Annotated in this window: 24 protein-coding genes; 13 read left to right on the forward strand and 11 right to left on the reverse strand. The window is 75.5% G+C overall.

Going from position 1 to position 22,811, the window contains the following annotated elements; all coding sequences use genetic code 11:
* Positions 1-118: 118 nt before the first annotated feature.
* Both fabG and BLT39_RS18270 read left to right on the forward strand, forming a co-directional pair.
* Positions 119-877: a 3-oxoacyl-ACP reductase FabG gene (gene fabG / locus BLT39_RS18265; RefSeq protein WP_091067031.1), complete on the forward strand. Its 759-nt coding sequence runs from the start codon at positions 119-121 to the stop codon at positions 875-877.
* A 124-nt stretch (positions 878-1,001) separates the two neighbouring features.
* On the forward strand, positions 1,002-1,727 hold the full coding sequence (locus BLT39_RS18270; RefSeq protein WP_091067035.1) for a class I SAM-dependent methyltransferase: 726 nt from the start codon (positions 1,002-1,004) through the stop codon (positions 1,725-1,727).
* Here the strand turns inward: BLT39_RS18270 and BLT39_RS18275 are convergent.
* Positions 1,695-2,327, reverse strand: coding sequence for a hypothetical protein (locus BLT39_RS18275; RefSeq protein WP_091067038.1), 633 nt, complete (start codon positions 2,325-2,327; stop codon positions 1,695-1,697). The two genes, BLT39_RS18270 and BLT39_RS18275, sit on opposite strands and share 33 nt — an antisense overlap.
* Before the next feature lie 104 nt (positions 2,328-2,431).
* Between BLT39_RS18275 and BLT39_RS18280 the strand changes: the two genes are divergently transcribed.
* Complete coding sequence (locus BLT39_RS18280; RefSeq protein ID WP_091067040.1) at positions 2,432-5,092, forward strand: putative bifunctional diguanylate cyclase/phosphodiesterase; 2,661 nt, start codon at positions 2,432-2,434, stop codon at positions 5,090-5,092.
* Here BLT39_RS18280 and BLT39_RS18285 read toward each other — a convergent pair.
* Positions 5,085-5,591: a PaaI family thioesterase gene (locus BLT39_RS18285; RefSeq protein WP_091067043.1), complete on the reverse strand. Its 507-nt coding sequence runs from the start codon at positions 5,589-5,591 to the stop codon at positions 5,085-5,087. The two genes, BLT39_RS18280 and BLT39_RS18285, sit on opposite strands and share 8 nt — an antisense overlap.
* A 36-nt stretch (positions 5,592-5,627) precedes the next feature.
* Between BLT39_RS18285 and BLT39_RS18290 the strand changes: the two genes are divergently transcribed.
* From BLT39_RS18290 to BLT39_RS18300, 3 genes are read left to right on the forward strand one after another with little or no spacing between them, the layout of a single operon-like run.
* Positions 5,628-6,143, forward strand: a complete 516-nt coding sequence (locus BLT39_RS18290) for a GNAT family N-acetyltransferase (protein ID WP_242658534.1) — start codon at positions 5,628-5,630, stop codon at positions 6,141-6,143.
* A gap of 19 nt (positions 6,144-6,162) precedes the next feature.
* The gene (locus tag BLT39_RS18295; protein WP_091067049.1) at positions 6,163-6,807 is read left to right on the forward strand and encodes a GntR family transcriptional regulator; all 645 of its coding nucleotides are present in this window, start codon (positions 6,163-6,165) and stop codon (positions 6,805-6,807) included.
* Positions 6,804-7,826 (forward strand): 1-aminocyclopropane-1-carboxylate deaminase, encoded by a 1,023-nt coding sequence (locus tag BLT39_RS18300; RefSeq protein WP_091067054.1) that lies wholly within the window; start codon positions 6,804-6,806, stop codon positions 7,824-7,826. The genes BLT39_RS18295 and BLT39_RS18300 overlap by 4 nt, the downstream gene beginning before the upstream one ends.
* Here the strand turns inward: BLT39_RS18300 and BLT39_RS18305 are convergent.
* The 3 genes from BLT39_RS18305 to BLT39_RS18315 are packed head-to-tail and all read right to left on the reverse strand — an operon-like array spanning position 7,819 to position 9,928.
* A complete protein-coding gene (locus tag BLT39_RS18305) occupies positions 7,819-8,997 on the reverse strand; it encodes an MFS transporter (protein ID WP_131801513.1) in 1,179 nt (392 codons plus the stop codon). The two genes, BLT39_RS18300 and BLT39_RS18305, sit on opposite strands and share 8 nt — an antisense overlap.
* Before the next feature lie 32 nt (positions 8,998-9,029).
* Entirely contained in the window at positions 9,030-9,491 is a 462-nt protein-coding gene (locus tag BLT39_RS18310) for a PTS sugar transporter subunit IIA (RefSeq protein WP_091067060.1), read from the reverse strand.
* The gene (locus BLT39_RS18315; protein ID WP_423221492.1) at positions 9,488-9,928 is read right to left on the reverse strand and encodes a PTS sugar transporter subunit IIB; all 441 of its coding nucleotides are present in this window, start codon (positions 9,926-9,928) and stop codon (positions 9,488-9,490) included. The genes BLT39_RS18310 and BLT39_RS18315 overlap by 4 nt, the downstream gene beginning before the upstream one ends.
* Between BLT39_RS18315 and BLT39_RS18320 the strand changes: the two genes are divergently transcribed.
* From BLT39_RS18320 to BLT39_RS18335, 4 genes are read left to right on the forward strand one after another with little or no spacing between them, the layout of a single operon-like run.
* A complete protein-coding gene (locus tag BLT39_RS18320; protein ID WP_091067065.1) occupies positions 9,846-11,153 on the forward strand; it encodes a PTS transporter subunit EIIC in 1,308 nt (435 codons plus the stop codon). The genes BLT39_RS18315 and BLT39_RS18320 overlap by 83 nt on opposite strands.
* Before the next feature lie 50 nt (positions 11,154-11,203).
* Positions 11,204-12,292, forward strand: coding sequence for an N-acetylglucosamine-6-phosphate deacetylase (locus tag BLT39_RS18325; protein WP_207508122.1), 1,089 nt, complete (start codon positions 11,204-11,206; stop codon positions 12,290-12,292).
* Between the two features lie 3 nt (positions 12,293-12,295).
* A complete protein-coding gene (locus BLT39_RS18330; protein ID WP_091067068.1) occupies positions 12,296-13,081 on the forward strand; it encodes a glucosamine-6-phosphate deaminase in 786 nt (261 codons plus the stop codon).
* Between the two features lie 4 nt (positions 13,082-13,085).
* On the forward strand, positions 13,086-13,823 hold the full coding sequence (locus tag BLT39_RS18335; RefSeq protein ID WP_091067071.1) for a GntR family transcriptional regulator: 738 nt from the start codon (positions 13,086-13,088) through the stop codon (positions 13,821-13,823).
* A 69-nt stretch (positions 13,824-13,892) separates the two neighbouring features.
* On the opposite strand, the gene BLT39_RS18340 is transcribed toward BLT39_RS18335, so the two are convergent.
* Positions 13,893-15,074: a hypothetical protein gene (locus BLT39_RS18340; protein ID WP_091067074.1), complete on the reverse strand. Its 1,182-nt coding sequence runs from the start codon at positions 15,072-15,074 to the stop codon at positions 13,893-13,895.
* A gap of 101 nt (positions 15,075-15,175) precedes the next feature.
* Positions 15,176-16,180 carry a hypothetical protein gene (locus BLT39_RS18345; protein ID WP_131801514.1) on the reverse strand — a complete coding sequence of 335 codons (1,005 nt, stop codon included), beginning with the start codon at positions 16,178-16,180 and terminating at the stop codon, positions 15,176-15,178.
* 161 nt (positions 16,181-16,341) lie between these two features.
* Here BLT39_RS18345 and BLT39_RS18350 point away from each other — a divergent pair, with 161 nt between their 5' ends.
* The 3 genes from BLT39_RS18350 to BLT39_RS18360 all read left to right on the forward strand — a co-directional run bounded on the left by BLT39_RS18350 (position 16,342) and on the right by BLT39_RS18360 (position 18,551).
* Entirely contained in the window at positions 16,342-17,352 is a 1,011-nt protein-coding gene (locus BLT39_RS18350; RefSeq protein WP_091067079.1) for a zinc-binding alcohol dehydrogenase family protein, read from the forward strand.
* A gap of 150 nt (positions 17,353-17,502) precedes the next feature.
* Entirely contained in the window at positions 17,503-18,003 is a 501-nt protein-coding gene (locus tag BLT39_RS18355) for a pyruvoyl-dependent arginine decarboxylase (RefSeq protein ID WP_091067084.1), read from the forward strand.
* Positions 18,000-18,551 carry a hypothetical protein gene (locus tag BLT39_RS18360; protein WP_091067088.1) on the forward strand — a complete coding sequence of 184 codons (552 nt, stop codon included), beginning with the start codon at positions 18,000-18,002 and terminating at the stop codon, positions 18,549-18,551. The genes BLT39_RS18355 and BLT39_RS18360 overlap by 4 nt, the downstream gene beginning before the upstream one ends.
* A 65-nt stretch (positions 18,552-18,616) precedes the next feature.
* On the opposite strand, the gene BLT39_RS18365 is transcribed toward BLT39_RS18360, so the two are convergent.
* The 4 genes from BLT39_RS18365 to BLT39_RS18380 are packed head-to-tail and all read right to left on the reverse strand — an operon-like array spanning position 18,617 to position 22,754.
* Positions 18,617-19,900, reverse strand: a complete 1,284-nt coding sequence (locus tag BLT39_RS18365; RefSeq protein WP_091067092.1) for an SAM-dependent methyltransferase — start codon at positions 19,898-19,900, stop codon at positions 18,617-18,619.
* Positions 19,897-20,709, reverse strand: coding sequence for a DUF1365 domain-containing protein (locus tag BLT39_RS18370; protein WP_207508124.1), 813 nt, complete (start codon positions 20,707-20,709; stop codon positions 19,897-19,899). The genes BLT39_RS18365 and BLT39_RS18370 overlap by 4 nt, the downstream gene beginning before the upstream one ends.
* The gene (locus BLT39_RS18375) at positions 20,706-22,016 is read right to left on the reverse strand and encodes an NAD(P)/FAD-dependent oxidoreductase (RefSeq protein ID WP_091067095.1); all 1,311 of its coding nucleotides are present in this window, start codon (positions 22,014-22,016) and stop codon (positions 20,706-20,708) included. The genes BLT39_RS18370 and BLT39_RS18375 overlap by 4 nt, the downstream gene beginning before the upstream one ends.
* Positions 22,017-22,064: 48 nt before the next feature.
* Positions 22,065-22,754: an alpha/beta hydrolase gene (locus BLT39_RS18380; RefSeq protein WP_091067449.1), complete on the reverse strand. Its 690-nt coding sequence runs from the start codon at positions 22,752-22,754 to the stop codon at positions 22,065-22,067.
* Positions 22,755-22,811: the final 57 nt, after the last annotated feature.

Raw genomic sequence — 22,811 nt, forward strand, 5'->3', positions numbered from 1 at the left:
CGGGTCGGCGGCGGGGCGGGGCACCTGGTAGGACGGTCCGCGGACCTACCGGCCGGTAGCGCACCCGGCCGCCCGGTCGGCGGCGGCGCCCGGCCCCCCGAACCAGGAGGAGACAGCAATGGCGCAGGCTCAGCGGACGGCGATCGTGACGGGTGCGGCCCGGGGGATCGGGGCGGCGATCGCCACCCGGCTCGCCGCGGACGGGATGTCCGTCGCGGTCCTGGACCTCGACGAGGGCGCGTGCGCCGGCACCGTCGAGGCGATCAAGGCCGCCGGCGGCGACGCCGTCGCGGTGGGTGCCGACGTCTCCGACGAGGCCTCGGTGGCCGCGGCCGTCGAGCGGGTCGCCGAGGCCCTCGGCGGACCGACCGTGCTGGTGAACAACGCCGGCATCACCCGTGACAACCTGCTGTTCAAGATGAGCGTGGCCGACTGGGACGCCGTCATGGGCGTGCACCTGCGCGGGGCGTTCCTGATGAGCCGGGCGGCGCAGAAGCACATGGTGGAGGCCGAGTTCGGCCGGATCGTGAACCTGTCCAGCGTCTCGGCGCTGGGCAACCGCGGCCAGGTCAACTACTCCGCGGCCAAGGCCGGCATGCAGGGCTTCACCAAGACCCTGGCCATCGAGCTGGGCCGCTGGAACGTGACCGCCAACGCCATCGCGCCCGGGTTCATCGAGACCGAGATGACCGCCGCGACCGCCGAGCGGGTGGGCATGCCGTTCGAGGACTTCAAGGCCGCCGCCGCCAAGCAGATCCCCGTCGCCCGGGTCGGCCAGCCCGAGGACATCGCGCACACCGTGTCCTTCCTGGCCAGCGAGGGCGCCGGGTTCGTCTCCGGGCAGGTCATCTACGTCGCCGGCGGCCCGCGCGACTGACCCGCCGGGGCGGCCCGCTGACCTGGGGATGGTTGGCGGGCCGCCGCAGCGGGGAGGAGGTGCCGGTCCCACGAGGGCTGGAGACCACGGCCGGAGTGACCCCGCGAGACGCTGGAGTCCCCGCATGCCGTTCGACTGCACCGCCGAGTCCGCCCACTTCGCCTGCTCCCTGGGGCTGGTGCTGCGCCAGTACGCCCGTGAGCTCGACTGGGCCGACGGCGGCGTGGTCGAGCTCGGCACCGGCGACGCGCGCGCGGTGTCCGAGGTCGTCGCCGGGCTGCCGGGGCTGGCCGTCCGCTCGTGGGACGTCGACGCCGCCTCGGTCGACGAGGCCCGCGCCGTGGTCGCCGAGCACGGCGTCGCCGGGCGCTACACCGTCGAGCACGGGGACTTCTTCGCCGGGAGCGCCGGGTCGCCCGCCCGCACGGTGATCACCAACCCGCCCTACCTGCCCGCCCCGGACGGCGACCTGCAGCTGCCGGGCCTGTGGGGCGGTCCGGACGGCAACGCGCTGCTGCTGCGGGTGCTGGAGGGGCCGTGGGAGAACGTCGTCGCCGCGGTGGCCAGCTACGCCGACCCGGTGGGCACCCTGGCCGCCGCCGCGGACGCGGGGTTCCGGGTGGCCAGCTTCCTGGCCATGCCGCTGGAGCTCGGGCACTACAGCCGCGAGCCCAAGGTGCTGGACCGCATCCGCGAGCTCGTCGACGCCGGCCGCGGCTGGGCCGACGAGGACTCCTACATGGTCGCCGTCGCCCTGCTCACCCGGTCACCGCGGATCGCCGGTGACCGGTCGGCAGAGCTGGCCGGTGCGCTGCAGCTACCGGCCGTCCCGGTCCTCGCCGCTGCCTGAGGCGCGGGCCGGCTGGCGGACCATGGCCCAGACGGGCAGCTCGTGGTCGACGGCGGTGCGGGTGGCGTGGGTGACCGCGAACCCCTGCCGCTGCGCCCAGGTGACCGCCAGCCGGGTGTAGACGGTCAGCGCGGCCGGCACGCCGTCGGCGTCGCAGCGCTCCAGCACCGGCCGGCAGACCTCGGCGGCGAGCCCCGCGTGCCGGCGCCCCTCCAGCGTGCCGACGGCGAGCAACCGCCAGTGCGGCACGTCGGGCAGGCCCTGCTCGGCCAGCCGCTCGCTGGCCAGCACCACCGGCTGCCGGCTGCCCAGCATCCGCGGCAGGTCCCGGTCGAGCACCGCCTGCAGGTCGTCGGCCACCGGCGGCGGGGACGGCGGCGCCCACACCGCGACGCACGCGCCGTCCCCGGTCGTCCAGACGGAGTCGGTGTCCAGCCCGCGCAGGACGGCGAGCTCGCACCAGCGGTGCAGCCGCTGCGCCCGGCCGTCCTCGGGCAGCGCCCAGCCCGACCACCGGTAGTCGGCCCAGGCGCGCGCGAGCGTGGCCGAGGTGCGGGGGACGTCGGGCCGGCGGGCGGGCCGGACGGCGGGGTCGCTCACCGCACCACTCCACCACGGCGGCGCATCCGAGGACGTCGAGGTCCGGATCCCCACACGGGGGTGGGTGCCCTCCGCCGGCCGCCGACCTGCGCCGATGGGCAGGTGTGACCTCCCGCTCCGTCCGCACCGGCCTGCCCCTGTGGGCCCACCTGGCCGCACTCGTCCTCGTCCCGCTGCTGGGCGTGGGCGCCTTCGCCGCGTTCCTGGTGGTCCGGGCCGGCGGCGACGCCGACGCCGCGGCGGAGGCCGACCGCTCCGTCCGGTCCGCGGCCGCCCTGGCCACCGCGGCCGGGGCGGTGGACCGCGAGGTGCTGCCGATGCTGACCGTGGCCGCCCTGCAGAACCCCGGCGCGGCCCAGAGCCTGGGTGTCCCGGCGGCCTTCGCGGAGGCGGCGCTGAGCGCGGCCCGCAGCGGGCTGGCCGACGCCCGGTCGGCCACCGACGACGCCGTCACGGCGGCGGGCCGGCACGGCGCGACCGCCGCCGTGGACGCCGCGACGACGACCATCGCCCGGCTGCGCGCGGACGTCGACGCCCCGGGCCAGGACCTCGGGTCCCTCGCCGACGCCTACTACGGCATGGGGGAGGCCGCCGACGCGCTCGCGGCCGCGAGCCGGTCGGAGATGGCCGGGGCGTCGACCGCCGACATCCCGGGCGCCACCACCGCCGCGGTCGCCGACGTCGACCTGGTCGCCCGGTACGTCCAGGCCAGCAGCCGGCAGCTGCCCCAGTTCCTGGGCTGGACCTTCGCCGCCACCAGCGACCTGGACACCGGCGCCTCCTGGACCCAGGCGCAGCAGGACTACACCTCCGCGGTCCTCGGCCTGGGCGGGCTGCGCAGCTCCGAGCTGGCGCAGGACTGGCGGGACCTGCAGGCCACGCCGGCCGCGCAGACGCTGCAGGGCACCATCGGCGCGGCGGGGCCCGAGCCCGTCGAGCTGCCGCTGCTGACCATCTCCGGCCTGGTGACCGCGGGCACCGAGCGCTCCGCCGACGCGGACGCGCTTCTGGCCTCCGCGGTCGGCACCGCCGTCGACGCCGCGGCGGCCGACCGGGCCGCCGCCGACGCCGAGCGGACGACGACCCTGCTGGCCGCGTTCCTGGTCACGCTGGTCGCCGTCACCGTCGCCTGGTGGTTCGGCCGGTCGGTCACCCGGTCGCTGGCCGCCGTGGCCGGGCAGGCCGCCCAGATCAGCCGCGGCTCGCTGGTCGCGGTGCCGGTGACCGGCCCCCGCGAGGTCCGCACCGTCTCCGGCGCGCTCGACGACGCCGTGGGCAGCCTGCGCCGCATCCAGGACCAGGCCGCCGCCGTCGCCCGCGGCGAGCTGGACAGCCCGACGCTGTCGGAGTCGCTCCCCGGCCCGCTGGGCGAGGTCGTGCACGACTCGGTGCAGCAGCTGGTGCGGTCGGTCCAGCTGCGTGACCGGCTGCAGTCCGAGCTCGCCCACCAGGCCGCCCACGACCCGCTCACCGACCTGCCCAACCGGGCGCAGGCGCTGCAGCTGGTCGACGCCGCGCTCGCCCGCGGCCAGCGGTCGGGCTCGATGGTCGGCGTCCTGTTCGTCGACCTGGACGGGTTCAAGGCGGTCAACGACCGCGCCGGGCACGCCGCGGGGGACGCCGTCCTGCGGACGGTGGCCGGCCGGCTGGCGACCGGGGTGCGCGCCGGGGACACCGTCTGCCGCCTGGGCGGGGACGAGTTCGTCGCGCTCATCGAGCCGGTGGACGACGTCCGGGCGCTGGTGGCCCTCGCCGAGCGGCTGGTGGCCGCGGTGGCCGAGGACGTGCTGGTGCCGCACGCCTCCGGCGGCCAGGTCGCCGTGCACGTCGGCGCCAGCATCGGGGTGGCCATCTCCCAGGACGGCCAGCTGGTCGGCGAGACGCTGATCGCGCAGGCCGACGCCGCCACCTACCTGGCCAAGGCCCGCGGCAAGGGCCGGGTCGAGCTGTTCGACGACGAGCTGCGGTCGCGGATGGCCGCCCGCCACGAGCTGGACGCCCACCTGCGCGACGCGCTCGAGCACGGCGGGCTGCGGCTGGTCTACCAGCCGGTGGTCGAGGTGGTCAGCGGCGAGGTGACCGGCTGGGAGGCGCTGCTGCGCTGGGAGCACGAGGGCCGCTCGGTGCCGCCGTCGGAGTTCATCCCGGTCGCCGAGGACTCCGACCTGGTCTGCGACCTCGACGCCTGGGTGCTCCGGCGGGCCACCGCCCAGCTGGCGTCCTGGCGCACGGCCCGGGGCGAGTCCGACGGCGGGCCGACGATGGCGGTGAACCTGTCCGGCCGGCACCTGGCCGACCCGCGGGTGGTCGACCACGTGCGCGACGCGCTGACCGCGGCCGGTCTGCCCGCGCAGCTGCTGGTGCTGGAGGTGACCGAGACGGTGCTGGTCGACTCCCCGGCCGCGCTGGACCACCTGGCCCGGCTGCGGGCGCTGGGCGTGGGCATCGCCATCGACGACTTCGGCACCGGCTACACCAGCATCGGCCAGCTCGGTGCGATGCCGGTGGACACGCTGAAGATCGACCGGTCCTTCGTCGCCTCCGAGGACCCCGCCCAGCGCTCGCTGGTCACCCTGATGATCCAGACCGCGCACATCCTCGGCCTGGGCGTGGTGGCGGAGGGCGTCGAGCGGGTCTCCCAGCTGGAGGACCTGCGCGACGACCGGTGCGACCAGGCGCAGGGCTACCTGATGGACCGCCCGCTGGAGCCGGCCGAGGCCTTCGCCCGGTACGGGGCGGTGATCGCCCCCGGCGTGCTCAGCTGACCGCGGCGCCCGGCTGCGGGCGGATGACCAGGATCGAGCTGGTCGCCGTCGCCAGCAGCCGGTCGTCGGCGTCGGTGAGCCGGGCCTCGGCCAGCGCGGTGCGCCCGCCGAGGTGGGTGACCGTGCCGGTGCAGCGGGCCAGGCCCGTGCGGGTGGTCATCGCCCGCAGGAACTTCACGGTGAGGTCCAGGCTGGTGTAGCCGACCCCGGCCGGGAGCATGGAGTGCACCGCGCAGCCGGTCGCGGAGTCCAGGATCGTCGCGTAGACCCCGCCGTGCACGGAGCCGATCGGGTTGTAGTGGTACTCGGCCGGCTCGATGGTGAACACGACCTTGCCCGGCTCCACCGACTCCAGGCCCATGCCCAGGGTGGCCGCGATCGGTGCGGCCGGCAGCCGGCCCTCGGCGATGGCCCGCAGCACGTCGATGCCCGAGCTGGTCATCACCTCCGCCGCGGACTCCATCGGGTCGCCCCATGTGTAGCTGCGCTCACGGGTCATGCCCGGGAACGTAGCCGAGGCGGGAGGATGCCCGGCATGCGTCTGGTCCTCGACGAGCTCGTCGTCCGGCCCTGGCTCCCGACCGACCTCGACGCGGTCTGGGCAGCCCTGCAGGACCCGGCCATCCGGCTGTGGAACGGCAGCGGGGCGCGGTCCCGCCAGGAGGCCGCGGTGTGGCTGGCCCGGCGCAGCGAGGGCGAGGACCACGTCTCCCGCGCCGTGGTCGACGCCGGCGGGGTGCTGCTGGGGTCGGTGTCGCTGCACTCGATCCACGACGGCGGGGCCGAGATCGGCTACTGGGTGGTGCCCGCCGCCCGGGGGCGCCGGGTCGCGCCGCGGGTGGTGGACGCGACCGTGCGCTGGGCCTTCGCCGAGCTCGGGCTGGAGCGGGTCGAGCTGGCGCACGCGGTGGAGAACACCGCGTCCGGCCGGGTCGCCGAGCGGGCGGGTTTCGTGCTGGAGGGCCGGCTCCGGCAGGCCTACCGGTACGGCGACGGGCTGCGGCACGACGAGCTGCTGTGGTCCCGGCTGCCGGGTGACCCCTTGACGTGACCGGCAACTGACATCTTAGATGTCAGTCGTGGAACGGGTGCTGCTCCGCGACCGTGCCGCGGCCCTGCTGCGCGAGGCGATCGTCAGCGGCGAGCTGCCGCCCGGCGGCGTCGTCAAGGACGCCGAGCTGGCCGGCCGCCTGGGGCTGTCGGTGGCCCCCGTGCGGATGGCGCTGGCGCGGCTGGCCGACGAGGGGCTGGTGGAGTCCAAGCCGCAGAGCCACACCCGGGTCACCGCCGTCGTCCCCTCGGTGGTGCACGACGCCGCCGTCGTCGTCCGCGCGATGCACGAGCTGGCGGTGGCGACCGGCGTCCCCCGGGTCACCGCCGAGGACCTGGCCGCGATGCGGGACGCCAACGCCCGGTTCGCGGCCGCCGTCGCCGCCGGGGACGTCGACACCGCGCTGGCCTGCGACGACGAGCTGCACGACGTGCTGGTCGACCGGGCCGGCAACGGCGCCGTGCGGGCCACCGTCGACCGGTTCACCCCGCTGGTCCGCCGGCTGGAGCGGCTGCGCTTCGGCGCCGCCCACGGCGCGGACTCCGTCGACCTGCACGACCGGCTGATCACCGCCTGCGAGCACCGGGACGTCGAGGCCGCCGTCCGCACGACCACCGCCATCTGGACGGCGCTGCTGTCCGAGCTGACCGAGGAGAACCCGTGACCACCCTGGCCGACTTCCCCCGCACCCCGCTGCTGTTCGGGCCCTCGCCGGTGCACCGGCTCGACCGGCTGACCGAGCACCTCGGCGGCGCCGCGGTCTGGGCCAAGCGCGAGGACTGCAACTCCGGCATCGCCTACGGCGGCAACAAGACCCGCAAGCTGGAGTACCTGGTCGCCGACGCCCTCGCCCAGGGCTGCGACACCCTGGTCTCCATCGGCGGCGTGCAGAGCAACCACACCCGCCAGGTCGCCGCGGTCGCCGCGCACCTGGGCCTGGACTGCGTGCTCGTGCAGGAGAGCTGGGTCGACTGGCCCGACGCGGTCTACGACAAGGTCGGCAACATCCTGATCAGCCGGCTGGCGGGGGCCGACGTCCGGCTGGTCAAGGCCGGGTTCGGCATCGGGTTCAAGGAGTCGTGGGAGACCGCGCTGGCCGAGATCGAGGCCCGTGGCGGCAAGCCCTACGCCATCCCGGCCGGCGCCTCGGACCACCCGCTCGGCGGCCACGGCTTCGCCCGCTGGGCCCACGAGGTGGCCGAGCAGGAGGAGGCGCTGGGCGTCTTCTTCGACACCGTCGTGGTCTGCTCGGTGACCGGGTCCACCCAGGCCGGCATGGTGGCCGGGTTCGCGAAGCTGGAGGAGGACGGCGCGCGCCCGCGGCGGGTGCTGGGCGTCGACGCCTCGGCCAGGCCCGCGGAGACCCGCGACCAGGTGCTGCGGATCGCCCAGCGCACCGCGGCCGCCATCGGCGTGCAGCGCGAGCTCACCCTGGACGACGTCGAGCTCGACGAGCGCTTCCACGCCGGCGTGTACGGGATCCCGGACGACACCACCCTGCGCGCGATGGAGACCGCGGCCCGCACCGAGGGCATGGTCACCGACCCGGTCTACGAGGGGAAGTCGATGGCCGCGACCATCGAGCTGGTGCGCAGCGGCGAGGTCGCCCGCGACGCGACGGTGCTGTACGCCCACCTCGGCGGCCAGCCCGCCCTCAACGGGTACAGCGCCCTGTTCAGCTGACCGCTGCCGTCGGGGTGGGGTGCCGCCGGGTGAGCACCGCCGCCCCGGCCGACAGCACCAGCACCAGGGCGGCGAGCGCCACCGCGGCGGTCGTCAGCGACGTCGCGGTGGCGATCTCGCCGACCCCGACCACCGGCACGGTGATGCCGAGGTAGGCCACGACGAAGAAGCTCGAGGTCACCGCCGCCCGCTCGTCGGGGGAGGCCAGCCCGCCCACGCGGGCGACGGCGGACTGGAAGCTGAACCCGACCCCGGCACCCCCGACGACGGCGGCGAGCAGGAACAGCGGGAGCGACCCGACCGCCAGTGCCACGACGACCAGCGCGGTGCCGGTCGGCAGCAGTCCCGCACCGACCAGGGCGGCCCGGTCGGGGTCCCAGCGCTGCACCAGCAGCTGGCAGCCCACCGCGGCGGCGAACATGACCGCGACGGACAGGCCGACCAGCTGCGGGCCGGGGTCCCCGAGCTCCTGGCCGAGGAACGAGGACGTCAGCGAGGTGAACAGGCCCAGGACGGCGAAGGCCGCGAACCCGCCCACCGCCGCGGCGGCGAAGCGCGACCGGGTGGCGCGCGGGACCGACAGCCGCTGCGGCCGCACGGCGCCGGCCAGCCCACCGGCGCGCGGTCGGGTCTCCGGCACCGTCCCGAGGGCCAGCACCGGCAGCAGCAGGACCAGGAAGGTCAGGTAGGGGGCGACCGTCGGGCCGGGCAGGTGCTGGGCGACGACCCCGGACACGACCGGCCCGAGGCCCAGACCGCCCATGTTGGCGACGGTGGCCAGGGTGGTCGCCGTCCGGCGGTCGGGGTGCAGCTCGGCGATGGCCGCCGTCGCCGTCCCCGTGGTCAGCCCGACCGACAGCCCGGACAGCACCCGGGCGACCAGCAGCCCCGGCAGGGTCGGGGCGAGCAGGAAGACCAGCGTGGAGACCACCGCGGTGCCCACGGCCAGGGCGAGCACCGGACGGCGGCCGACCCGGTCGGACAGCCCGCCACCGAGCAGCAGCGCGGTCAGCGTGCCCACGGCGTAGGCGGCGAACACGACGGTGACCTGCAGCTCCGACAGGTCCAGCGACCGCACGTAGAAGGGGTAGAGCGGCGCCGGCACCGTGCCGCCCAGCATGACCACGGTGAAGACCCACACGACCAGCCAGACCGCACCCCGTCCACGCACGGCCCGACGCTAGCCGCGCGGGCCGGGTGGGGTCAGCGCGGCCAGGTGAACAGGTCGTCCCCGGCGGTCACCCGGGTGCCGGCGGCGACCTCGGGCACGGTGTCGGCGGCGGCGTCCATGACGACCACCGGGCTCACCGGGGACAGGCCGGCCGCCCGCACCGCGGCGACGTCCACCGTCACCACGCGGTCCCCGGCGGACACCTCGTCGCCCTCGGTGACGTGCAGGGTGAACGGTGCGCCGTCCAGCTTCACCGTGTCGATGCCGACGTGCACCAGCACGCCGCGGCCCTCGGCCGTCAGCACGATGAACGCGTGCGGGTGCACCTTGAGCAGCCGCCCGGACACCGGCGCCACGACGTCGACCGCGCCGGCCCCCTCGGCGGGCTCGACGCCCACGCCGGCGCCCACCATGGAGGCGGCGAACACCGGGTCGGGGACCTGCTCGATCGACAGCAGCACCCCGTCGAACGGCGCCTGGACCCGCAGGCTCACAGCAGGTCGTTGACGTCGTCGGCGAGGGAGTCGGCCTCGGGACCGACCACCACCTGGACGACGGTGCCCGACACCAGCACGCCGTGCGCGCCGGCCGCCTTGAGCACGGCCTGGTCGACCAGCGAGGCGTCGCGGACCTCGGTGCGCAGCCGGGTGATGCAGCCCTCGACGTCCTCGATGTTCTGGGCGCCACCCAGCCCGGCGACGATCTGCTGTGCCTTGTCCACGACTGCTCCTCCAGGTCCGGTACGGGGTGGTTGACAGGGAGCGAACAGGTTCGCCATCCTCCCGGTCAACTGGTCATGACCGGACCGTACCGGCTGGCAGTCCACCACGGAACCAGGAGATGAACCGATGAGCTTCCTCAACGCCCCTCCCAGCGGGGTGAAGGGCCTCGGCGGCCTGCAGCGCCTCGGCCGCAGCCTCATGCTGCCCATCGCGGCGCTGCCCGCCGCCGGTCTGCTGCTGCGGCTGGGCCAGCCCGACATGCTGGGCTCCTTCGGCTGGCTCGAGGGCACCGCGTCGGTGCTGGCCGGTGCCGGCGGCGCGCTGTTCGACAACCTGCCGCTGCTGTTCGCCGTCGGCATCGCCATCGGCTGGGCGAAGAAGGCCGACGGCTCCACCGCGCTGGCCGCGGTCGTCGGCTACCTGGTGCTCCAGGGCGTGTTCAAGGCCATGAGCCCGATCATGCTGGGTGCCGCGGCCGACGGGGAGACCCAGGAGCTCATCAACTACAGCGTGCTCGGCGGCGTCGTGACCGGGCTGATCGCCGCGGTGCTCTGGCAGCGGTTCTACCGGATCAAGCTGCCCACCTACCTGGCCTTCTTCGGCGGCCGGCGGTTCGTCCCGATCATCACCTCGCTGGTCATGATCGTGGTCGGCGTCCTCCTGTCGTTGGTCTACAGCGCCTTCAACACCGGTCTGACCCACCTGGGCGAGGCCGTGGACGCCAACGCCGTGGTCGGCGGCGGGATCTTCGGCACCGTCAACCGCCTGCTCATCCCGCTGGGCCTGCACCACATCCTCAACTCGGTCGTCTGGTTCGTCATCGGCGACTACGACGGCGCCACCGGCGACCTCAACCGGTTCTTCGCCGGCGACCCGTCCGCCGGGACGTTCATGACCGGCTTCTTCCCGATCATGATGTTCGCGCTGCCCGCCGCCGCCATCGCCATCTGGCACGAGGCCAGGCCCGAGCAGCGCAAGGTGGTCGGCGGCATCATGCTGTCCACCGCGCTGACCGCGTTCCTCACCGGGATCACCGAGCCGCTGGAGTTCTCCTTCCTGTTCGTCGCGTGGCCGCTGTACCTCATCCACGCGGTGCTCACCGGCACCTCGCTGGCGCTGACCAACGCGCTCGGCATCCACGACGGGTTCACCTTCTCCGCCGGGTTCTTCGACTACGCGCTCAACTTCACCCAGGCCACCAGGCCGCTGCTGATCATCCCGATCGGGCTGGCCTACGCGGCGGTGTACTACGTGCTGTTCCGCTTCGTGATCCGCAGGTGGAACCTCAAGACCCCGGGTCGCGAGGAGGACGCCGAGGCCGTGGTCGCCAGCACCGACGACGCCGCTGCCCCCGCCGCCACCCCCGCGACGGTCACCAGCACCGCGGCGGCCACCACCGCCACGGGGATGGCCGACGACCGGACGACGTCCTGACCGTCCTGCGCGGCCGGCTGGTCACCGGCGGGTCGGTCGTCGACGACGGCGTGGTCGCCGTCGTCGACGACCGGGTCGGCTACGCCGGGCCGGCCGCCGGCTTCACCGGTGACCTGCCGCCGGCCGCCCCCGACCGGCTGCTGCTGCCCGGCCTGGTCGACCTGCACTGCCACGGCGGCGCCGGCGGCGGGTTCCCGGACGACGACCTGCCCGCCGTCCGCGCCGCCGCCGGGCACCACCGCCACCACGGGACGACGACGCTGGTCGCCAGCCTGGTCTCCGCGCCGGCCGAGCACCTGCACCGGCGGCTGGACCTGCTCCGGCCGCTGGTCGACGCCGGCGAGCTGGCCGGGGTGCACCTGGAGGGCCCGTTCCTCGCGGAGGCCCGCTGCGGCGCGCAGGACCCGACCGCCCTGCTGCCCGGCGACCCGCGGCTGCTCGAGGAGCTGCTGGCCGGGGGCGGGGTCGTGTCGGTGACCCTGGCGCCGGAGACCGCGCACGCCGACGAGCTGGTCGAGGTCTGCCGCGCACGCGGCGTGCTGCCCAGCTTCGGCCACACCGACGCCACCGCCGCCCGCACCGCCGAGGCGCTGCGCGCGGCCGCCGCGACCGGGCGGGTGTCGGCCACCCACCTGTTCAACGGGATGCCGCCGATGCTGTCCCGCGCGCCCGGCCCGGTCGCCGCGTGCCTGGCCGCCGCCGGCCGGGGCGAGCTGGTCGTGGAGCTGGTCGCCGACGGCGTGCACCTGGCGCCGGAGACCGTGGCCATGGTGTTCGACCTGGTCGGCCCGGCGCAGGTCGCGCTGGTCAGCGATGCCATGGCCGCCGCCGGCATGCCCGACGGCGACTACCGGCTCGGCGCCCTCCCGGTCACCGTGCGCGACCGGGTGGCCCGGCTGACGACCGGCGGCGCCGTCGCCGGCGGCACCGCGCGGCTGGTGGACGTCGTCCGCAGCACCGTGGCCGCCGGGGTGCCGCTGGCCGACGCCGTCCGCGCCGCGACGCAGACCCCGGCCGACCTGCTCGGCCGCACCGGTGCCGGCCGGCTGGTCCCCGGCGCCCGGGCCGACGTCCTGGTCACCGATGCCGAGCTCGAGCCCGTCGCGGTCCTCGCCGCGGGCCGCCCCCTGGAGGTGTGAGACGTGGAGGTCGTGCTGCTGCCCTCCCCCGAGGACTGCGCGCGCGTGGTCGCCGACGCCGTGGCCGGCTCGGTCGCCGCCGCGCGGGCCGACGGGCCGGTCGCGCTGGGCCTGGCCACCGGGTCCTCGCCGCTGCTGGCCTACCGGGAGCTGCTCGCCCGGCACCGGGCCGGGACCTTCCCCACCGAGGGCGTCACCGGCTACCTGCTCGACGAGTACGTGGGCCTGCCGGCGGGCCACCCGGAGTCCTACCGGGAGGTCATCCGGCGGGAGATCACCGACGAGCTCGGCATCACCGCGCACGGCCCCGACGGCTCGGCGGCCGACCCGCTGCGGGCCGCGCTGGACTACGAGGCCCGGCTGCGGGCGGCCGGGCCGGTCGCCGTCCAGGTGCTCGGCATCGGCGCGAACGGGCACGTCGGGTTCAACGAGCCCGGCTCCTCGCTGGTCAGCCGGACCCGGGTCAAGACCCTCACCGAGCGGACCCGCACCGACAACGCCCGGTTCTTCGGCGGCGACGTCGAGGCGGTGCCCCGGCACGTCATCACCCAGGGCCTGGGCACCATCCGCGACGCCCAGCACCTGGTGCTGGTCGCCACCGGCGGCGCGAAGGCCGCCGCGGTCGCCGAGGCCGTGGAGGGCCCGCTGAGCGCGTCGTGCCCGGGGTCGGTGCTGCAGCTGCACCCGCACGTCACCGTCGTGGTCGACGAGGCGGCCGGGTCCCGGCTCACCCGGGCGTCCTACTACCGGTACGTGCTGGCGCACAAGCTGGCCGAGCAGGGCTGGTGACACCATGAGCGCCGTGCCCGAGCCGCTGATCGTCGACGGGCTGGTGCCCAAGCACGAGCAGCTGCGGGCCCGGTTGACCGAGCTGGCCACCCGGCTGCCGGCGGGTTCGCCGCTGCCGGGGGAGCGGCAGCTGTGCGTGGAGCACGGGGTCAGCCGGATCACCGTGCGGGAGGCCATCGGCCAGCTGGTCAGCGAGGGCGTGCTGGTCCGGGTGCGCGGCAAGGGCACCTTCGTCGCCGAGCGCAAGGCGCGGTCGAAGCTGCACCTGGCCTCCTTCCACGAGGACATGCGGCGGCTGGGGCTGACGCCGTCCACCGTGGTGCTCTCGGTGGACCGGGCGGTGCCGCCGCCGGCCACCCGCCGGGCGCTGGACCTGCCGGCCGGGGCGCCGGCCTGGCACGTCCGCCGGGTGCGGCTGGCCGACGGGCAGCCGATGTCGATCGACGACGGCTGGTACGTGGCCGACCTGCTGCCCGACCTGGGGGACCGCGACCTGTCCGGGTCGCTGTACACCCTGCTGGCGCAGGAGTACGGCTGCCCGATCGACCGCGCCGAGCAGACGGTGCGCGCGGCGGAGGTCGACCGGGCCACCGGGGTGCACCTCGGGCTGGCCCCGGGTCGGCCGGTGCTGGTGTTCGACCGGGTCTCCTGGAGCCGCGGGCGGCCCGTGGAGCACGACATCTCGACCTACCACGGCGAGCGGTACGAGGTGCAGATGACCGTGGAGCTCGGGGAGCGCTGATCCGCCCGCGGTGATCCACGTGGGGCACCGGCCCGGCCACCGAGGGGTGACCGGGCCGGTGCGGCCGCGTCAGCGGGCGCGGCGTGCGGTGTGCAGCAGGCCCGCGCCGGCCGCCAGGGCCAGCAGCCCTGCCAGCAGGAGGACGCCCAGGTCGCTGCCGGTGTAGGCCAGCGTGCCGGCCGACGCCTGCTGGGTCGCCTGGTCGGACGCCCGGTGCGCCGCCGAGCCGGTCAGCACGGGCGCGACGCGGTCGACGACCGGGTGCGCACCGTCGACCGGCTGCTGCGGGCCGTGCGGGTCGTCCACCACCGGCGGCTCGGGGTCGCCGACGACCGGCGGCTCCTCGGTGGTGGGCGGGGTGGTGGTCGGGCCGCAGGTCGCCGAGCCGGAGCCCAGCAGGCCGATCCCGTTGCCGCAGACGGTCACCGGGACGTCGACGTCCACGCCCGGACCGCCGGGGCCCCCGGTGCCCGGGGTGCCGGTGCCGGGGGTGCCGGTGCCGGGGAGGGCGCACTCGCCGGCCGCGTCGCCGAGCAGGCCGACGCCGTTGCCGCAGGCCGTCACCGGGACGTCCACGTCGATGCCCGACCCGGACCCGGAACCCGCGCCGTAGCCCGAGCCCGTCCCGGTCCCGACGGTGCCGGTCCCCGTGCCACCGAGGCCGCCGACGCCGTTCCCGCCGACCAGCACGGGGACGTCGACGTCGACCCCGCCGGACCGGTCGTCGGGAGCCGGCGCCGGGGTGGTGCAGGTGCCGGCCGCGTCGCCCAGGACGCCGACCCCGATGCCGCAGGCGGTCACGGGGACGTCGACGTCGATCCCGCCGCCGTCCCCGCCCGGGGCCGGGGTGGTCGTGCCGCTCGCGGAGGCGTCGCCGAGGACGCCGACCGCGTTGCCGGTGACGGTCACCGGCAGGGTGACGTCGACCCCGCCGCCGTCCGCGGCGGGGGCCGGTGCCGGCGTGCCGGCGTGGGCGGTGCCGTCGCCCAGGACGCCCACCGCGTTCCCGCTGACGGTGATCGGCACCGAGACGCCCAGCGCGCCGGCGTCCAGGCCCAGGGTGGCGTCGGGGATCGCGGTGCCGGTGCCGGTGCCGGCTGCGTCGCCGAGCAGGGCGACCGAGTTGCCGCTGACGGTCACCGGGACGGTGACGTCGAGGCCGTCGCTGGCCGAGGCGATCCCGCTGCCGAGGGCCACCAGGCCACCGGTCAGCAGGGCCGTCTGCAGGCCGCGCTTCATCCACACGTTCATGGCAGTGCTCCTTCGAGGTTCCGAGTGAGGGACCGGTCCCGTCCGGTGGGCGGGCCGGGGAGTGCCGGGCTCGGCGCGCAGAGGCCGAGCGGGGCGTCCCGTCAGTCGGGGGAGAAGGAGGGGTCGAACGCGGGGCCGGCCAGGGCGTCCCGGGCGGCCAGGGCCGCCGCGACGGCCGCGGCGGGGCTGGTGGGCCCGACGACGGCGGACAGGTCGGCCGCCTGGTCGGGGGAGGCCGGGCCACCGGCGGTGCCGGTGGGGCCGGAGGGGACCGGGGCCGGGGTCAGGGGCAGCCCGGGGAGCGGGGAGGTCGGGGCGACCGGCGCGACGTCGTCCGTGCCGGAGCCGGCGTCCGCACCGGTGGCGGAGGTCCACCCGGCCGGGGCGTCGGCGGCAGGGGCCTGCGCACCCGGCGCGCCCAGGAGCAGCTCACCGTCCAGGCCGGCGGACCCGGCCCCGACGGGGGCCGGGGCGAGCACGCCCGTCACCGGGGTGAGCACGCCCGTGACGGGGCCGAGCACGCCGGTCACCGGGGAGAGCGCATCCACGGCGGGGGTCAGGGAACCGGTGAGCGGTGCCAGGGCCTCCAGAGCCGGGGACAGCGCCTGCAGGGCCGGGGAGGGCGTGCCGGTGACGGGCGAGAGGGCACCCACCACGGGGGTGAGCTCGCCGGTCACGGGGGAGAGTGCGCTGGTCAGCGGCACGACGGCGGCCGCGACGGGGTGGGCCGCGGCGTCGACGGCGGGAGCCGCGACGGCGACGACCGGCGCCGCGACCGCGACCACGGGAGCGGCCACGGGCGCGACCACCGGAGCCGCACCGGCGGCCACGGGCGCGGCCACCGGCACCACGACCGGCGCGACGACCTGGGTCGCCGACGAGGCGACCGCGGCGGCCCCGCCCTGCACGACCGGCGCGGCGACCTGGGCGACGGGCGCGGCCACCTGCTGCACGACCCCGCCGAGCAGCGGCGCCGCGGCGGGCTGCTCCGTCGAGGCGGAGGCGGCGGCCTGGCCGGCCAGCCAGAGGCCGGCGCCCATGCCCGCGACGGCGAGCGTCCGCAGGGCGACCCGGGACAGGCGCGCAGGGCGAGGGGATGCAGACATCCGGCTCACCTCCGCACACGCTTGGTCATCGGGCGACCACATCAAGTTACCTAACGGAACGGTGCCGAGCAGGTCCCTCGATCGGCTGGTTCACCGGAACGGACGGTCACGTTCCGTCACGTCGGGATGCCGGGCCGGCCCCGGTCGCGTTGGCTCCGGGCATGGACTCCACGCGCACGACCACCGCGATCGCCGCCCTGCGCCCCGGCCCCGTCGAGGCCCCCGACTCCTTCGCCACCGTCGAGCTCGAGCTGCCCCCGCTCGGCCCGCACGACCTGCTGGTCGACGTCCGGGCGGTGTCGGTCAACCCGGTCGACGTCAAGGTCCGGGCGTCCTTCGACCCGGCCGAGGCACCCAAGGTGCTCGGCTTCGACGCCTCCGGCGTGGTCGTCGCCGCGGGGCCCGAGGTCACCCGGTTCGCCGTCGGCGACGAGGTGGTGCACGCCGGCTCCATCGCCCGGCCGGGCACCGACGCCGGCCTGCACGTCGTGGACGAGCGGATCACCGGCCCCAAGCCGGCGACGCTGACCCACGCCGAGGCCGCCGCGCTCCCGCTGACCGCGATCACCGCCTGGGAGGTGCTCTTCGACCGGCTCGGGCTCACCGCCGACAGCACCGGCACCCTGCTCGTGGTCGGCGGCGCCGGCGGGGTCGGCTCGATGGTCACCCAGCTCGCCCGCGCCCGGACCGGCCTCACCGTGGTCGCCACCGCCGCCCGCCCGGAGTCGCAGCAGTGGGCCACCGCGATGGGCGCGCACCACGTGGTCGACCACGCCGACCTGGTGGCCGCCGTCCGCGCCGTGGCCCCGGACGGCGTCGACCACGTCGTGAGCGCGTACTCCGAGGGCAACGTCGAGGCCTACGCCGAGCTGCTGCCGCTGCACGGCACCGTCGTCGCCGTCGACGACCCGGTCGGGCTGGACCTGCTGCCGCTGAAGCCCAAGAGCCAGGGCTGGCTGTGGGAGTTCATGTTCGCCCGCCCGCTGCACCGGCCCGAGGACACCTACCAGCACGACCTGCTCGTCGAGGTCGCCCGGCTGGTGGACGCCGGCACCCTGCGCACGACGGCGACCACGGTCCTCACCGGCATCACCGAGGAGAACCTGCGCGAGGCGCACCGCCGGGTGGAGGCCGGCGGCGTCGTCGGCAAGGTGGTGCTCGAGCGCGGGTGACCCGGGCCGACGACCCCGGGTGACCCAGCTCTCATCACCCGGGGTGGTCGTCCCCTCGCCGACGTCACCCGATCGTGGAGGCCCTTCCCCCGGCTCCTGACCTCTCGTTACGTTGCGTCACGCCTGATGGACCGCGTGACGAGGAGACCGATGGACCCCCAGCCCGACCGCACGATCCCGGTGGTCACCGGGACCGGGACCGGCAGCACGGAGCTCTCGGCCTTCGACGCCGCGCTGCGCGACGCAGGTGTCGCCAACTTCAACCTCGTCCGGTTGTCCTCGGTCGTCCCGCCGCGCACGTCGGTGGACACCGAGGGCACCCACCCGGTCCCGGCCGGCGCGTGGGGCGACCGGCTCTACTGCGTCTACGCCGAGCAGCGCGCCTCGGTGCCGGGGGAGCAGGCCTGGGCCGGCATCGGCTGGGTCCAGCGGGTCGACGGCGAGGGCGGGCTGTTCGTCGAGCACGAGGGCGACTCCGAGGAGATCGTCGCCAAGCTGATCGACCTGAGCCTGGCAGACCTCGTGGCCGGGCGGCCCGAGTCCTTCGGCCCGGTGCAGCAGGTGCGCACCGGGGTGACCTGCACGGAGGAACCGGTCTGCGCACTCGTCGTGGCCGCGTACGAGACGGCCGGCTGGGAGTTCGCCCGGTGAGGGTCGAGCGGCTGCAGACCGTCCCGACCGAGCTGGTCGACGGCTTCTACGTGCTCTACACCGCGGCGTTCGAGCCGCTGCGGGTGCTCGCGGCGGCCCGGCACGTGCTGACCGCCGAGGAGTTCGCCGAGGAGATGGCCGACGAGCGGATCGACAAGTACGTGGCCTTCGACGAGACCGGCGCGGCGGTCGGGCTCACCACCTTCACCGGTGACTTGTCGTCGGTGCCGTGGATCGAGCCCGCCTACTTCGCCGCCCGGCACCCCGAGCACGCGCAGCGCGACGCGATCTTCTACCTCGGGTTCACCCTGACCGACCCGCGCGCCCGCCGCGGCCGGGTGTTCCGGGCGACCCTGCAGCCGATCATCGACCGCATGGTGGCCGCCCGGGGCGTCGTCGCCTTCGACATCTGCGCCCACAACGACACCGTGCAGCACCTCTCCCGGGGCATCGAGCGCGCGATCGGCGCCGCGTGCGACAGCACGATGCGCGCCCCCGACGTGCAGACCTACTACGAGATGGTCGTGCACGGCCCCAAGGCCGCCTGAGCCCGGCACGGATCCTGGGCAGTCCCCGACGGGGACGCCCAGGAGCCGTGCCGAGCCGGCCGGGATCAGGCGGGGAAGGGGTTCCTGGCCAGGCCGAGCTGGCTGACGCCCAGGTAGCCCGAGCGGAAGCCGGCCTCGCAGTAGGCCAGGTAGAACTCCCACATCCGGCGGAACGTGCCGTCGAAGGCGCCGTCCAGGGTCGGCCAGGCGTCCAGGAACCGGTCGCGCCACAGGTGCAGGGTGTGCGCGTAGTGCGGGCCCAGGTCGCGGCGCTCGACCACCGACAGGCTGGTGTGCGCGGACAGGTTGTCCTCGATGGAGCGGATCGAGGGGATGATCCCGCCGGGGAAGACGTACTTGTGGATCCAGGTGTAGCTGCGCCGGGTGGCCATCATCCGGTCGTGCGGCATGGTGATCGACTGCAGGCCGACCCGGCCGCCGGGGGCCAGCAGGGTGTCCAGCGCGGTGAAGTAGGTGGCCCAGAACTTCTCGCCGACCGCCTCGATCATCTCCACCGAGACGACGGCGTCGTACTGGCCGCGGGCGTCGCGGTAGTCGCACAGCTGGACGTCGACGAGGTGGTCCACGCCCGCCTCGGCGGCGCGCTCGCGGGCCAGGGACTGCTGCTCGGAGGACAGGGTCAGCGTGGTGACCCGGGCGCCGCGCTGCGCGGCCCGGATGGCCAGCCCGCCCCAGCCCGACCCGATCTCCAGCACGTGCATGCCCTCGCCCACCCGGGCCAGGTCCAGCACGCCGTCGATCTTGCGCCGCTGGGCGTCCTCGAAGGAGTCGCCGGGCTCGAACCAGGCCGACGAGTAGCTCATCGTCTCGTCGAGGAAGGCCTCGAAGAGCTGGTTGGACAGGTCGTAGTGCCGGCTGATGTTGTGCCGGCTGTTCTCCTTGGTGTTCTCCTCGCCGATCGGCTGGGTGCGCTCGACCAGGTGGCGCAGCCGCTGGAACGCCGGGTGGACCAGCGAGGACATCCGCGCGGCGAACGGGGCGAGCAGGTCGGCCAGGTCGGTGCCCGGCCCCGTCGTCCAGTCGCCGGTCATGTAGGCCTCGCCGAAGCCGATCTTGGCGTCGGCGCCGAGCCGGTGGAAGACGTTGGCCGGGTGCACCAGGCGCATGACCGGCGCCTCCCGGTCACCGGCGCCCAGCACCGTGCCGTCGGGGAACTCCACCCGCACCGGCAGGGTCGACACCGCGTGCCGGAACAACCGCTCGGCGACCGCCGCGCGCAGGGGCGAGCGGGGTGCGGTCGCCAGTCCCGGCCAGTGCGCCTCGTCGGGCCGGGGCACCGGGAAGCGGGCGTCCGGGGACCGGCTCGGGTTGTGGTGCACCGTGGTCATGACCTGTCCTCGATCGTGTCCGGGAACTTCTGCCGGGGAGTGTTCGTACCGACCCCCGGAAGCGGATCGTGCGCCGGCCTGGGGACGACCGGCAACCTGCGCGCCCAGAGCCGGATGCCCTGCCACCGGATGAGCGCGGCCACCCACAGGCTCATGAGCGGCCAGCGCAGGATCGTACGGACGACGGCCCCGGTGCCCGCGGCGCGTGCCCGCCCCCGCAGGGTGGCCACGAACGGCGTGCGGCCGCCGACCTGCAGCGCCATCGTCACGTGCAGCTGCTCACCGGGCCCGGAGAACCGCATGAGGTACCGGCCGTCGACGGTGTTGAACGGGGAGACGTAGAAGTCCTTCTCCGCCTCGGCCCGGCCGGCGTCGTCGGGGTGCAGCAGGTAGGCGTGCCGCTCCCCGTAGGTGTTGTGCACCTCGGCGACGATGCAGGCCAGCGACCCGTCGGCCCGGTAGCACCAGTGCGTGGACAGCGGGTTGAACACGTGCGGGCCGCTGCGGGCGTTGGCCATCATCACCACGCGGGCGACGTCGTCCACGCCGTGCAGCGCGGCGAACCGCACCACGTTCTCCTTGATCGACGCGGCGGGGTCACCCAGGTGGTCGGCCGCGTCGAACCGGGCCGCCCAGCGCAGGCCGCGCGGCAGCCGGGGCAGGTCGTCGAGGTCGACCAGCCACAGGTAGCCGCCGTAGGAGAAGGCGTTCTCCAGCGGGTGCGACCGCCGGTGCCCGACCCGGACGTCGTAGAGCGCGGGCAGCGTGGTCGGCGCCCAGTCCACGAGCCCGGGCCGGACGGCGGTCACCAGCCGCTGCCGAGGGACTCCGCGGCGCGCACGCCCGACGCGCAGCCGTCCTCGTGGAAGCCCCAGCCGTGGTAGGCGCCGGCGAACGCCGTCCGGCCGGTGTTCAGCTCGGGCAGCCGGCGCTGGGCGGCGACCGAGGTCGGCGTGTACTCCGGGTGGTCGTAGACCATCCGGCGCAGCACGGTCGAGGGGTCGATGCGGTCGGTGGCGTTGAGCGAGACCAGGTAGTCGACCGGCTCGTCGACGTCGTGCAGCTTGTTCATCCAGTAGGTGACCTGCACCGACGTCGTGTCCACCGCGCAGCCGGGCATCCGGTAGTTCCACGACGACCGGGCCTGGGCCGCCACCGGCATGATCGAGGAGTCGGTGTGCAGCAGGGTCTCGTTGCGGGAGTAGCTGAACGCGCCGAGCACCGCCCGCTCGTCCTCGGTCGGGTCGGCCAGCAGGGCCAGCGCCTGGTCGGGGTGGGTGGCGACCACGACCACGTCCGCGGCGTGCCGCTCGCCGTCGGCGTCCACCAGCTCGACGCCGTCCACGTGCCGGGTGAGCGCGGTGATGCCGGTGCCGGTCTGCACGCTGGTCAGCCCCTTGGCGGCCTTCTCCACGTAGGCGCGGGAGCCGCCGGTGACCGTCCGCCACTGCGGGGACCCGCTCACCGAGAGCATCCCGTGGTGGGCCAGGAAACGGAACAGGTACAGCGCCGGGTACTGCAGCGAGGTGCCCGTGCCCGAGGACCACACGCAGGACACCACCGGCACCATGAAGTGCCGCACGAAGTAGTCCGAGTACCCGCCGAGGGTCAGGAACGCGCCCAGGGTCAGCCCGTCGAGGTCACCGGTGCCCCCGGCGCCGCGCTCGTGGTCGGCCCCGGCGAGGTCCACCAGCCGCTGGGCCTGGCGGTGGAACTTCTTCACCTCGACCAGCATCCGCAGGTAGGCCGGGTTGGCCAGCTGCTTGCGCTGGGCGAACACGCCGGGCAGGCCGCGGGCGCCGGCGTACTCCAGCCCGCAGCCCTCGCAGACGATCGACATGCTCATCTCGGTGGGCTGGGTGGCCACCCCGAGCTCGCGGAAGAGCCGCAGCAGGTTGGGGTAGGTGCGCTCGTTGTGCACGATGAACCCGGTGTCGATCGGGATGACCCGGTCGTCGGGGGTCTCCACGTCGTGGGTGTGCGCGTGCCCGCCGAGACGACCGTCGGTCTCGAAGAGCGTGACGTCGTGGGTGCGCTGCAGCAGGTGCGCGGCGGTGAGCCCGGAGACCCCGGATCCCACGACGGCGGCGGTCGGTCGGTTGTGCACGGCGGACATCTTCTTCTCCTCGGCAGTCGGGGAGCCCCCCGGTACCGCTGAGAAGGGTCACAGCGGAACGGCGAGGCCCTCCGGGCTGGGCTGCTGGAGAGCGTTCGCGACGTCGGCGCGCATCGGTTCGAGGCCGGTGCCGGCCAGCACCACGTCGCGGGCGAAGCCGTGCCAGGTGTGGGCCCGGCGGAGCATCGAGTGCCCGCCCGGCAGGGTGAACCGGGCGACCCGCGCCCCGGCCCGGCGCGCGCGGACGGCGAAGTCGGCCGAGAGCTTGGCCGGCACCCACCGGTCGCCCCGGCCGTGCAGGATCGCCACCGTCTGCCCGCGCAGCTGCATCACCGGCTCGCCGGGCGGGGTCCAGGGGGCCAGCGCGCAGACCGCGGTCACCTGGGGGTCGCCGCCGGCCTTGAGCGCGGCCCGCCCGCCCATCGAGTGCCCGACCAGCACCACCGGGACGTCGCGGCCGTGCTCGGCGCGCAGCTGCTCGATCGCCCACTGCACGTCCTTGTAGGCGTCGGCGGCCTCGCCGTTCCAGCCGGCGACCCGGTAGCGCACCAGCGCCGTCTCGACGCCGCGGCCGGCGAGCTCGTCGCGGACGAACCGCTCGAAGGCGCGCATCCGCACCAGGGACAGGGCACGGTCCTTGGGCGGCGCCTGGCTCGCGGCGGTGCCGCCGTGGCAGAACAGCGCCACACCGCGGGTCTCGCCGTCGACGGGCTGACGCTCGAGCTGGGGATCGGTCACCTGCACCGTTCGATCGTGGGCCGTGTCCGGTTCGACCGCACCCCAAGGGGTGATCCG

The organism is Klenkia brasiliensis (assembly GCF_900100695.1).
Taxonomy (GTDB): domain Bacteria; phylum Actinomycetota; class Actinomycetes; order Mycobacteriales; family Geodermatophilaceae; genus Klenkia; species Klenkia brasiliensis.